The 13,245-nt window shown below is 36.5% G+C and carries 7 protein-coding genes and 4 pseudogenes; 7 read left to right on the top strand and 4 right to left on the bottom strand.

Translation table 11 applies throughout. The annotated features are described in order from the left end of the window. Positions 1 to 251: hypothetical protein (locus tag RH85_RS10660; RefSeq protein WP_006712243.1), on the bottom strand; the 251-nt coding region annotated here is incomplete at its 3' end. A 224-nt stretch (positions 252 to 475) separates the two neighbouring features. Continuing rightward, entirely contained in the window at positions 476 to 1,078 is a 603-nt protein-coding gene (locus tag RH85_RS10655; RefSeq protein WP_006712242.1) for a recombinase family protein, read from the bottom strand. 496 nt (positions 1,079 to 1,574) lie between these two features. Between RH85_RS10655 and RH85_RS10650 the strand changes: the two genes are divergently transcribed. The 4 genes and pseudogenes from RH85_RS10650 (at position 1,575) to RH85_RS10635 (ending at position 7,022) form a co-directional block, all read left to right on the top strand. Next, the gene (locus RH85_RS10650) at positions 1,575 to 4,301 is read left to right on the top strand and encodes a glycosyl hydrolase family 18 protein (protein WP_006712241.1); all 2,727 of its coding nucleotides are present in this window, start codon (positions 1,575 to 1,577) and stop codon (positions 4,299 to 4,301) included. Positions 4,302 to 4,553: 252 nt separating this feature from the next. Then, positions 4,554 to 5,322 (top strand): annotated as a pseudogene (locus RH85_RS10645) (IS5 family transposase). Between the two features lie 142 nt (positions 5,323 to 5,464). Further along, positions 5,465 to 6,529, top strand: a complete 1,065-nt coding sequence (locus tag RH85_RS10640; protein ID WP_039948960.1) for an ADP-ribosyltransferase family protein — start codon at positions 5,465 to 5,467, stop codon at positions 6,527 to 6,529. Positions 6,530 to 6,755: 226 nt separating this feature from the next. Beyond that, on the top strand, positions 6,756 to 7,022 hold the full coding sequence (locus RH85_RS10635; RefSeq protein ID WP_006712238.1) for a hypothetical protein: 267 nt from the start codon (positions 6,756 to 6,758) through the stop codon (positions 7,020 to 7,022). 412 nt (positions 7,023 to 7,434) lie between these two features. On the opposite strand, the pseudogene RH85_RS22760 reads toward RH85_RS10635, so the two are convergent. Then, positions 7,435 to 7,581, bottom strand: a pseudogene (locus RH85_RS22760) (IS256 family transposase); the annotation flags it as partial. A gap of 149 nt (positions 7,582 to 7,730) precedes the next feature. Between RH85_RS22760 and RH85_RS10630 the strand changes: the two are divergent. Then, positions 7,731 to 8,570, top strand: a pseudogene (locus RH85_RS10630) (IS5 family transposase); the annotation flags it as partial. 117 nt (positions 8,571 to 8,687) lie between these two features. On the opposite strand, the gene RH85_RS10625 reads toward RH85_RS10630, so the two are convergent. Continuing rightward, on the bottom strand, positions 8,688 to 10,520 hold the full coding sequence (locus RH85_RS10625; protein WP_006712235.1) for a hypothetical protein: 1,833 nt from the start codon (positions 10,518 to 10,520) through the stop codon (positions 8,688 to 8,690). Between the two features lie 75 nt (positions 10,521 to 10,595). Here RH85_RS10625 and RH85_RS22290 point away from each other — a divergent pair. Together RH85_RS22290 and RH85_RS10620 are read left to right on the top strand one after the other, a co-directional pair. Further along, a pseudogene (locus tag RH85_RS22290) lies at positions 10,596 to 10,782 on the top strand (IS5/IS1182 family transposase); the annotation flags it as partial. 879 nt (positions 10,783 to 11,661) lie between these two features. Next, a partial coding sequence (locus RH85_RS10620) for a DUF7380 domain-containing protein (RefSeq protein WP_006712234.1) occupies positions 11,662 to 13,245 on the top strand: 1,584 nt, incomplete at its 3' end.

Below are 13,245 nucleotides of genomic sequence, written 5' to 3'. Positions count from 1 at the left end.
CTTTCAATGTTGGCTAGTAATTCTTCGTAATTGCTTCCATTATAATCAAGAACCATTTGCATCGCTTCATTCAAAGCCGCTCTATTAATGGGTCTTGAGTTTTCATTACTATTTTGTTGGTAGACTAACTCCACAAGCTCTTTCGAATTTTTTTCACTAAACACATTTATAAATACATCTGTTAGCTCATACGCCAATGGCATGCCTAAGTCATAGGAAAAACCTGCTCCAAGTAATATTACTTTTTTCATAATTTGGATATAGCCTACGTTGATAATTGTATAATAGTATTCGACGTTGCTTGTCTTTTGCTATGATGCAGTCTTTCTTTTAACGCTTCAACATAAAATCAATATCTTATTGAAAGCGCTAAGAGGATAGATTGCGCCGTGAAGGATAACTTTTAGTAAGGCAAAACCCCATTAACAGGATATGAACGAGTAAAAGTACTAAGTAGAAATGGGGCAATTCAAATTTAGAAAGTACCAGTTTCACCAGATGGGGGGCGTGGTTTATTCTCTTTTGTCACTGCCATTTTTAAGGCGCGATATATCGTTGCTTCTCCAAGCTCAAATTCTTTCGCAAGTTGACCGATCGTGGCTCCTTCGGCTCGGCGAGAATGTATTGCATCACACATATGCTCGTTGAGTTTGGCTGGCCGCCCAAATTTCACGCCGTTCTTTTTTGCTTTGGCAATACCTTCCGCTTGTCGTTCTGTGCGTAAGTCATTTTCAAATTCAGCAATGGATGCCAGCATGTTAAACATTAATCGACCAGTTGATGTACTTGTATCGATATTTTGGTCGATGACGATTAAGTTGATTTTCTCTTTTTCAAATCGCTTGGCAAGTTGTGCAAGATGGACAACCGAACGAGCAAGGCGATCTAAACGGGTAATAACTAAGGTATCGCCCTCTCGAAGATAATTCATACAGGATTGAAACTCTGGACGATTTGAGGTTCGACCACTTCGTTTTTCTTGGTAAATCCGTTGACAACCAGCCTGATTTAATTTTCCTAGCTGAATGTCCAAACTTTGACCAGTTGAACTGACCCGAGCGTATCCGACTTTCTCCATAATCTATCAATATCTACAAGGTGTTTTGATTTGCTAGTTATAATAGTACTTTTGATAGATGATTTCACTGTCTATCAAAAAGTATACAAATTGATAGGAGTTTTCAGTTGTAAAGAGAGTACTAATTTAGTGAGGGCTGCTTTGTCTAAAAAATAATCTTAACGAGCGATATAGGCATTGCCTATCGAACCCAATGTTTTGATAGGTAGCCAATGCTGATTCATCGAGAGGTTTGATTAAGGGTTTGGTTGCATATCTGAATTGGTTTTTGTGAGGTATACTTAATTAAAACTAACGCTGTTTTTCATCCGTTTAATTACGAAATATGTTTCAAGAGCAGTTAAATGATCCGTCACTTTCGATTACGACTGTAGTCCACAACTACTCAGACCTTTTTATTTGAAGTCAGTCGCATCTATTTAAAACTTATACAGTCACTTTATTGATTGATTAGTAGATAATGTATTTTCCTTTATGATAGGTAGAAGATATACATATGAATAAAAAGATTTCAGCTTTATCTATGGCTATTGCAGTGGCATTAGCATCAACGACGGCAAGTGCTAGTATTGCGACAGGCCTTTCAAATTTCAAAATTGATCATGCTAAAACAGATGTTTATTCAAATTCATACAAAGTTAACAAAGAACTTCCTGAAGTTACCGCGTATTTATCTAATTGGACTCACTATCAACAAGGTTACGTAGCTGATTTAGACGAACTATCAAAATACGACACTGTCCTTCTCTCTTTTTTCGGCCTTTGTGGTACTAAAGTTGGCGATCCTTCTGTAACAGGAGGAATTAATGGTCTTGCTACTAGCTGTGCACAGTTTGGCTTAAAAAAATTTGAGTTAAGCTCAACTGACTCCTATGCAGACTTAGAGAAGCAATTTCCAGGTATGGGAATGTCATGGCAGCCAGATCTAACATGGAAGTCTCCAACTCCAAATGGTTTGCTGGGCGTTATGAAAAAACTACATGAAGAGAAAGGAACTCGTGTTGGTATAAGCATCTTCGGGTGGTCACTATCAAACATAGCATCTGATGCTGTTAAGCCAGAAAATCGAGCTGTATTCCTAAACAGCTTGATTGATTTTGTTCGCGCTTACCCATTCATCGGGCAACTAGACATTGACTGGGAATACCCGGGTATACAAGGTGCTCCAGAAAACGTATTTGATCCAGTTAACGATGCTAAGAATTACCGTGAATTCATCGCTGAATTACGAACTGAACTAGACAAGATGGGGCGTAATGATGTGGTTATTGGCATTGCATCAGGAGCTCCACACGACAAGATAGATGCAGCTAAATTAAAAGATCTCGTTGAAGCGGGCGTTGATAACATCCATCTAATGACTTATGATTTTTTTGGTCAATGGGATACTACTCTGAACCACCACACGAACCTGTACTCATCAGATGATTCAAAGTGGTCAGCTGATAAAGCCATTCAATACATGATCCAAGACTTAGGTATTCCTTCGAAGAATATCCAACTTGGCTACGCTAACTACTCGCGCAATGCGATTGTCGAAGCTGACATACAAGCAAGTCCTCTAAGAGGTGACTTCCGCCCTGTTCATAACACCGCAGGTACCTTTGAAGCGGCTGTTACGTCTGTGAATGATCTATTTGAGAACTTTGTTACGGTTAGTCAAACTGAAAAGATGGAAGGCAAGAACGGCTACAAACTATACACAGATGCTGTTTCTAATGCTGACTTCGTATATAACGAGTCAAACAAGTTATTCGTATCTATCGATACTCCACGTTCTGTATTCGCTAAAGCTCAGTATGTTAATAAGCATAATTTAGGTGGTATATTCACTTGGATGGCTGACCACGATGAAGGCTTGATGCTTAACGCAGCTCGTGAAGGTTTAGGCTACGAAGTTAAAGAGCAAGTGTTCAATATGGAACAATTGATTAACAGTTGTGGTGTTAACATTACTTCAGACGCAGAATGTAAAGAGCTAACGAACCTGTTTGATGGAAACAAAGCACCGTCAGTATCTGCAAGCGACAAGCAAGCTCAATACGTTAAAGGTGGTGTATACGACCTATCAGCTCTGATTAATGGTTCAACTGATGTTGCAGTTAAACACGTAACATGGACCCTAGAAAAATCTAGTATTGGAAACGAAAACATAGCGATTACTGACAAAGGTCTAAAATCAGTATTCACGGTTAACCACAACGCAGTGTCTGATCACGTTGTTGCTACTTTTAACGTTGAGGTAACATTTGCCAACAACACTAAGTCATCGGACACAATGACATACACGCTAAAAGTGAATGAAACTATTCCTGAAATCGAGTCGATTTCTCATAGAAATACTTACAAAATCGGATCTGGAGAAGAGCTAGCATTCACTGCTAATGCCTCTGACGATCTAGACCGCAACCTTGCTTATTCTTGGAAAGTTACTCCAAAGGATATCGCTATAACTTCTGACGCAGAGAGAGTGACAGTTCTAGTTGACACTAATGAACTTCCAAATAAGCCTGAATACAATGTACAAGCAGAAGTAACAGTTACTAACAAGTTCGGCAATACTGACATAATGTCAGCAACTACCACAGTCATAGGTAACCCCGACATGAACGCAGCTCCTACGGCTATGTTCACAGTTAAATCTGAAGTTCTAGAGGTCGGTGATATCGTAGAAATGACGTCAATATCAACAGACGAGCTACCAAAAGAGCTTTCTCTAAATTGGCAAGTTACTCTAAACGGTGGAAATATTGCAGTAGATCAATCTCGAGGTCACGATGCATCATTCGATACTGATGTTGCAGGTTCTTACTCTGTTACATTAACAGCTATCGATGTGTTTGGTATCTCCTCTACAAAAACTAAACTTATTGAAGTTTCAGAGCGGCTTACTCCACAAGAATGTGAAGTTAAAGACGACAATGCTGATAGTTATCCACAATGGAATGCCACTACAATCTATACAACTGAGACAGTAGGTCACAATGGCCTTGTTTACACAGCTAAATGGTGGACCCAAGGTAACGAACCTACGCCAACAGCAGAAATGTGGAAACTTGAATCTGAAGTCGAACTACCATGGTCAGTCGAAGCCGTTTATCACGGTGGTGACCAAGTAGACTACGAAGGAAAACGCTGGGAAGCAAAGTGGTGGACCCAAGGTTCTAAGCCAAGTGAATCATCAGACGTTTGGTTCTTTGTGGGTGAAGCAATTTGTAAATAATTATAAGTTGAGTTGATACCTAAGGTGCTCCTTTGGGAGCACCTTATTATTTTTGGTCATAACTCCAATCGGTTGATTCAACGGTAGAATTCTCGTTCAATGAATGATACCGATCACCGGCTTTGTTTCCTAAATCAGGGAACTAAATCAGTAACCCACGATCTGATCAACTAAGTTCCCACTCAAACACTTAGACTAATGGTCAAGCCTCGTTAAAAAACAACCAATTGGAAACACTATAACCAAGCTTTAATTAATCGCGGCTCACTGACATTTTGGATTGATGAAGAAGCCATCCAGCTATGGAAGCAAATCAAACAGGGAAACCGCGGAAGACCTCGCTTGTTTAGTGACTTAGCCATTACGACCGCTCTTATGGTTAAACGCATATTTTCAATGCCGCTAAGAAGTCTTCAAGGGTTCATTAACTCTATTTTTAAGCTCGCTCAACTACCATTGTCATGCCCTCATTATTCATAGAGCTAAAACAGTTGAGGTCGAATTCAAGACAAAAACCAAAGGAACAATCCAGCATTTAGCCATTGATGCGACAGGACTAAAGGTCTACAGTGAAGGCGAGTGGAAAGTCAAAAAGCATGGCTCTGATGGGAAGCGCCGTGTCTGGAGAAAGTTGCATTTAGCGGTTGATACTGACACACATGAAATCATTGCTACTGAGTTAAGTTTATCGAATGTAAGCGACGGTGAAGTGCTACCTAGTTTGCTCAGACAAGCTCGACGAAAAATCGAAGAGATTTCTGGCGATGGTGCTTATGACACAAGGTTGTGCTACGAAGCCATTCTCATCAAACAAGCTGCACCGCTCATTCCGCCGAGAGAAGGGGCAACCTTCAGGGAGCGAGGTCACCCTCGCAATCTAGCGGTCGGGTGCCAGAAACTCTATGGTTCAAATAAGCATTGGAAAAAGAAGTACGGTTACCATAAACGTTCTCTCTCAGAGACAGCGATGTTCCGAGTGAAGAAGCTGCTTGGTATGCCCGAAACGATGGTGATCGCCTAATAATCAGTTATGTTAGGCGTGTTTTTAACTGAAATCGAATTAGGAAACAAAGCCATCATATATCACAATTATTCATTATTTAATGACCATAATATGGTAACATATAATAATATTTTTTGTGAAATAATGTAATGAGTAATTTATGAAATCAATAATTCAAAATACTTTTATTCGAAGAGCTTTTAATTTACATGTGTCAACGAGTGAAATTATGAAGATGAAAGATAATGTCTGCAATGGGCATTCTCTTTTAGCAAAAGACATAAAGCGATTAATTAACACATCGGATAAATCATACAACATTGAGAAAAAAAATGATATATCATACCTTTTGAACTTCAAGAAAAATGACAAACATTCAATCTATAATAATTTATCTACAACAATGAATGATAATGATTCATCTACAAAAATGAATGATAATGATTCATCTACAAAAATGAATGATAATGATTCATCTACAAAAATGAATGATAATGATTCATCTACAAAAATGAATGATAATGATTCATCTACAACAATGAATGATAATGATTCATCTACAACAATAAATGACACAGGGTTAGAATACGAAGAGAATCACACTCATATTCTGAGCAAGAATGCGATTGATGCTATTGATTATTATACAGGTGGATTTGAATACAGAAAATTAAATTCGGCTTTGAGAGAAAACTTACCCTTGAATGATGAGATGCTGAAAGTGATTAGCGGTCTTAATGAATTGTTCACAAAAAAAACATCAACAGATAGAATAATAAAAACATTTAGAGGGGTTTTTGTTGAGACTGATTTATCACACATCAATGAGGGTGATACTGTTGAAATAAAAGGGTACTTATCAACAAGTCGACTATTGAAAGTTGCAAATTTGTTTATGGGAGATGAAAGTGAAAATAAAGGCAAGGCTGAATTGAATATAATTTTTGGCAAAAGTAGCTATTACATAGCTGAACATTCAAGATGTGATTACGAGGAAGAGGAACTTTATCCTCATGGTTTAAAGTTAAAAAAAGTATTCCAATATCATGATGGAAAGAAACAATTAAATGTCCTTGAAGAAGTGGCAATTACCGCCCCTAATAATGGCGATGTTGGCATATCTTTAGATTTAGCTACAGATAGAAAAACAGACTCTAGTGCTAAACACTCTTTGTTGAGATCTAACAGTTTACCATCTCAGAAGGTCGTGACTCCAATTGGTTGATTTAAATATAGGATTTTCGTTCAATGAATGATCCCGTTCACCTTATTGAACCGCCCAGCAGTTTTTTTACCGAGTTAATTGAGTACAATCACTAACTCGGTGAACAATGACAACTGGCTTTGTTGCGTAATTCAGCTATGAGATAGATCCGCCCGTCTAAATTAGATATACTCAAGTGCAACCAATAAATATTTAGAATGAATGTCTAATAAATAATTGTTTCATTATGGTTTTAATTGTTCTCATATTGTCTGTAATAGCAGCTTGTTTGTTTCCTGCTTTTGTATTTGCGAACAATGTATATATCCAAAATGAAGGGGTTTCAGGATTTGTAGGTATTGGAACAGCATTCGACCTGTATCAAACTAATTCATTATCTATCGAAGTTCCTCAAGGTGTAAAAGTCTTGGCTTATCCATCAACTGGATTTAGCGGAGGAGAAGTTCAATACAAAGAGGGGCAATATTCAAATATTGAGCTTGGCTCGTTTTAGGTAGAAAAAGATATACAAACATCATTTTCAATTGAGAGAAATGGAATGGCTATTATTTTTGGCTCACTCCAAATTAATGGCGATGAATCTATGGTGCTCACATCAAGACCCTTTGCAAGCGGTGGTGTGTCGATGTATGTTCAATCCCCAAGTTTGTTGAACATCAATTACTATCGTTAATGAATGTGACATTTTAAAATTGTTGCAACAAACTTGATTCTTTATTGGATCGTTGTTTGCACAATATGTTAAATGAGTGATTGCTAATAAAAAGGCTTGGCATTAAACCAAGCCTTGATACCTTAAACTGCTGTTAAGTAGCTAGACGATTGCTTTTTACGATGTTCTTCTTTCATTGTTATAAGGGGGAAGCCCAATGGAAAGAGCTATTGTCAAATGTGGTGTATGGAGATCATGCAGTAGCTTGTTGATGAGTCTCCATTTCTTTCACTCCATTGATGAAGCGAACATTTTTTACAACATCCGCTAGGAGTGTAAAACCTCGTAGACGACGCCATTTCGTCTCTGCACTGTACATTAACTTGTAGACCATCATCAACTGTAACGGTAGACCGTAGTGGTTAACTAAAATTGAATCGTTTATTTAATGTTGAGGTGATTTACTCGTAATTTTAATCCAATGACTGGCTAAACCTTCCTTATCTGATTATTTGCAACAAGCCCAATTCAAAACGTTAAAGAGCCACGGTTGATGAAGAAGCGATAAGTGAGTGGAAACAAAGTAAGCAAAAAAAGCGTGGTAGAACTCGTGTCTTTAGTGATTTAGCCATCACAACAGCTCTGATGGTAAAGCGTATTTTTTCAATGCCACTTCGAGCTTCGCAAGGATTTATTGATTCCGTTTTTCAACTTGCTCAGCTTCCACTGTGCTGCCCACACTACAGTTGTATCAGTCGTCGAGCGAAAAATGTTGAGGTGAGCTTTAAGACGAAAACCAAAGGACCGATTCTACACCTTGCTATCGATGCGACAGGTCTTAAGGTTTATGGTGAGGGTGAGTGGAAAGTCAAAAAACATGGCACGGATGGTAAACGCAGAGTGTGGCGCAAACTCCACCTCGCAGTAGATACGAGTACACACGAAATTATTGCCGCAGAATTGAGTTTATCAGTGGTGACTGATGCCGAGGTGCTGCCTAACTTACTCAAACAAACACGTCGGAAAATTCTTGAGATATCAGGAGATGGCGCTTATGACACAAGGGATTGCCATGCAGCAATCCGCATTAAACGGGCAGTTGCGCTTATCCCTCCAAGAGAAGGAGCGGCATTCTGGGAACGAGGCCATCCAAGAAACTTAGCGGTTGGCTGCCAAAGACTATATGGCTCGAACAAGCATTGGAAAAAGCGCTATGGCTACCATAAGAGGTCGATATCTGAAACGGCGATGTATCGAGTGAAGCAATTGCTTGTAGGACAGTTAAGCCTAAGAAATTACAATGCACAAGTTGGTGAATCTTACGCGATGATTAAAGCGTTAAATAAGCTTACGGGGCTTGGTATGCCTAAAACGTGCCGCATTGGCTAACAATTAACCAAAATGGGGATCATCTACTTCGAAAATGACTTACGCAACAAAGCCCCGTTCATATCGTAAGCGATGGATTTAGTTCTATCAATTTACGTAACAAAGCCAATCAAGAACTTAATGATATTCAGAATTTAATATAACAAAGTCGGACAACTCTCTTCCATCGATCCATTTTGAAAATCCAATATCCTTCAACTCATTGATTATGTTGTTTTTTTCTTCTTCCGTGTCTGTAGTGATGTAATTTAAATATTCTGAAAAGTCAATATTGCTTTTAAATAAATTCCATTGATATTCTGAGCTATAATCATTTTTATTAAATAGCCAAGGGTCAATTTTGCTACCTGTGCGATCAAGTATCATATCAGTTCTATAGGCAAGGTTGTTTTTGAAAATAAGATTAATATCTTTTAAGTTCGCTTTGTTTTTTATTCCATTCTTCGATGTAAAAATATACTTTGTCCCATAGTCAGAGATATCATCATTTGAAGATAAATTTTTATTACTTTTAATAAACTCAACTCTTTCGTTAAAAGAGTACAGACCGAATCCATTTTCAAATACATCCTTTACAGATACATCTCCTCCAACAAACCTCAATCTGTGTGAGAATGATTTTATTTCACTTATGTCTAATCCAATGTTTGCAAAATTATAAAACCCACCGGATTTCATGATTTTTAAGTTTTGTTTGTCACTTTCTTTTTTATCGTTAATGGATTTGTAATGATTATCTACTAGTTCATTGTTGTCACGTCTTAATAGTTCAAAACCAAATGAATTTAATTTGTTTATAATGTTTTCAAATGAGTTTTTATCATCATTTTTTGCTGTTATATTTACTTTTCCGTAAAATGACATTGTTTTATATGATGGAATGTAAATTAATAACTCATGATTATCACCAACATCGATTCTGTATGTCGATAAATCACCAATCAAATTGTTTATATTGTTTTCTGAACTCCAATCACTTCGAACAGATGATGGAAATTTATTGTTCAGACTCAAGTTAACGGATATTTTATTTTTACTAGCAGGAATTTTTTCATTTAAATTAATTTCATTTCTTTTTTTTAGTGCTGAAATATAATTATTGATTTCTTTTTTTTCAATTTCATCCTTTGGTTTAATGCTAAGTAGTCTATATATTAAATCATTAAAATATTTTTTTAAATCTGGTGTCATATTACCCAAATCATACATTAGCACATGTTCTATTTTATGTTTTAAATCAAGATTTAAGTGTTCCATTCCTAGCTTAAGCTTCTTGTTTATTTTTTCTAATCCATCCCTTTTTAACTCTAAGTCAATTGAAATTAAATTGTCTTTATTTCTTATGCAGATGTTACCATTGATATATTTACTACCAACTGGAATCTCAAACCCTGAGTCTAAATAAAATCTTGATGCTGTAATGTCAAATTTAGATATTATTTTATCTTTTGGTGTGCTGTAGTTTAAGTGTATTTTATCTATTAGGCTACAGATGCTCATGCGTTCAAATGTTGTTTTTGGGTTTATTTTTTCAAATAAATCACAAAGTTCACTCTCTTTTAACTTGTTTATTTCTTTGCTTGAGGTTGTGTTTTTTGTGTAATGTTCAGTTTTGGAGTCTTGTTCTATTGCTTTAAATATTTTCTCTAAGGTTTCTTTGTTTTTAATATTTAAATTCCCACATCCAGAAACCCATTCCAGATTATGTTTTTTTAAATATGTGCTATCTATCTCTATTTTTTTATTTTGCGTGGTTAAATTTCTTTCTGATTTTAATGCATCATAAAGAAGACGCATTTCATTTATTTTTTGTTTTTTAGAGGTCTGGATTGTTTTTTCCATTCTTTGTATATCAACATTGTTTATTTTTTTTATTTTTATTTTGTCAAATTCAGTGTTGGAAATATTTAAATTCAGGAGTTTTCTAATGTTGTAATTTTTAATTATCACTGTTTTATTTTCCTATAAGCTTATGGTAGTAAAATAAATGATAGTTTATCTTTGTCTTTATCTTTTCTGAATTGTAAAAAGAAGTACGGTTATCATAAACGTTCTCTCTCAGAGACGGCAATATTCCGTGTAAAGAAAATGCTCGGTGGGACATTAAGCTTAAAAAATTACAACGCTCAAGTTGAGCGAAACTTACACCATGATAAAAGCATTAAATAAACTAATAGGGCTAGGTATGCCTAAAACGACAGTGATCGCCTAATAATTATTCATACTAGACCATTTGTGTCTGAACTCGAATTAGGAAACAAAACCCATTGTAATGCTAATTGATAAAACAGTTATAATCTAATGAATTAACGTGATATATGGCTTTGGGTCATTACGAAATCGGTCGATTCATTGAACGAGAATTCTATCTTTGAATCAACCGACTGGTGTAATGACCGAGTTAAGGAAGGTAGACCCATGTTGAACATTATCAATACCTTCAACGCTCTTGTAATCGTTGTTTGTTCGGTGTTCATTATGCACATTATGGTAAATAGCTAAATTTGCCCTTACTTTTGCCGCTTAGGGAACAGACCTTGCTACAAGGTGGTGAAAGTAGGGGCTTTCCTATCTAAGAATCCTCAAAATCATTCTGAAAGTAAATTACAGTTTTTTGCCAAATGTTAAGCGTTTGTGATGCGTTTTCATTTCGGCTCGATTACGTCCTCTAATCCCCAAAATGATCGGTTTTCTATGAAATCGTAACAATTAAACTCTTAATCGTATGCATACTATTAAGAGTTTAATTGTTCTAAGGAGAGGAAATACCCGATACCATTCGTTTGTGTCGGAGGAACAATAAAGTTTGATCATTTTTAAAGTGCACTGCTACCCGAAACACGATGTAAATGACAATAAAGTCTGATCAATCTCTAGCAAGGGTTTGGACAAAAGCTTGTCAGTGGTTTTGCTAAATTAGCTAATGACGAATTATCAAAGGTATGGCAAAACTTCTAATCGAGCGACTAATTTTCGTAAGCCACTACACTCATATCATGAGTTAGGACTTCCTTTTGAGTTAAACGCATTCAAACGGGTTTCAAACATCGTTATCATTACACTACTAAACTCATATGTGGAAGTTAGGCTAGTGAAAGAAGAAATAAAAGAAAGAATAAGAAATATATACAATACAAACATTGATCGTCTTTTAAATGAGTACTCCTATGCGCAAGAACTTCACGAGATTAAACTTGCAATATCTAATGAAGGCTTCTCAGATACACTATCAATTGTCGAGCTGCTAATATCCGTGTCTGATTTTAGGTTTCGTAACGGAGAGTTGAAAATGAAACCTACTAACATGTGGGATACCCCCAAAGTTTCAGCCCAAAACATACTAGAATTAGAAAACATTATCGCTGACATTGACTCATCATGGCTTACAGCCAAGTACTATGATGTCATTTGGTCTACATTGGACATAAAAAAACCTTCCTATGTAGAGTTAGCTATAAACGCATATAGAAAATTCCCTTTAGAACACCTGCTTATGAATCAAGGGTATTGGTCAAGAAGCCTGCAACTATGCGGGGTTTCCAAATCTAAAGATAAAAAACAAGAAATAACACAGACATTGCTCTCGGCAGCAGTTAACCAAAATGAGCCATTAGTCGTATCTAGGATATTAAATAAAGCTAATGCTATTCAGAAAGAAGATGCCTTCTCATTAATTGAGTCTTTAATCACTTACGCTTCGAAGTTAGAAGATGAACTTCGACATGACTTATCTATCCATTGTTGGGAGGAAATTGAAAAAATTATAAAAAGGTTTCCCCAAAATTCCCCGACTAAAGGAGAGTGTAAACTATCGAAAATCCACTGCTTAACCTCTTGGGGAAACAATGACTATGAAAGAAATAACTTTTATGTAGCAGCCGAACGTTACCGAGACGCTATTGGCATTTTACAAAAGACACAGCCAATTAGAGGTGACGAGTACGAAGACTTACTATTCGAACTCGAAAAAAAGTTAACTATCATTCGAGATCGTTCTCTTGAAGTATCACAAAGCGTACCGTTTATAACTGAGTCACTTGATCTATCCGAGGATATAAACGAGATACATAATAATTTTACGGGTGATTGCATCGAAGACTTTTTACGAATTGGTGATATCGATTATCGCCATATCCGTAGAAATCAACGTAAACTCAAAAACGAGATTGGTACTAGCTTTTTTTTGTCATTGGTAGGTTCTTGCACATATAGTGATACTGATGGAAGAAAGATCGGGCAAGTAAAACCAAACTCTCCTGAACATGAACGTATTGAAGAATACGAATACTTTAAACGAGCGACTCGTATAATTTCCGCTAGTTCGATTATCCCTGCTATTGAAATATCACGTAAAAACCTAGCTCTCGACTTTGAGTATTTTCACTCGTTGGTACAACACTGTGTGATAGTTCCTGAGTACCAGACGAAGCTCTTTGCCAAAGCACTATGGCATGGATATAGCGGTGACTTTTCTTCTTCCATAATGATGCTTTGCCCATTAGTCGAAAACTGTATACGGAACATTCTGAAGCTGAGTGGCATCCCTACTATCGGCATTACGTCTGATCCAAATATTGAAAATGAAAAAGCTATGGGTAAGCTGTTGCAGCTAGCTCAAAAACATAAAATTCTCAATCGTGAATCCATCTTCAAAATAAACGCCATTTTTTTGGAT

Source organism: Vibrio ichthyoenteri ATCC 700023 (assembly GCF_000222605.1).
GTDB lineage: Bacteria > Pseudomonadota > Gammaproteobacteria > Enterobacterales > Vibrionaceae > Vibrio > Vibrio ichthyoenteri.
This window is presented reverse-complemented; position numbering and strand designations above follow the sequence as displayed.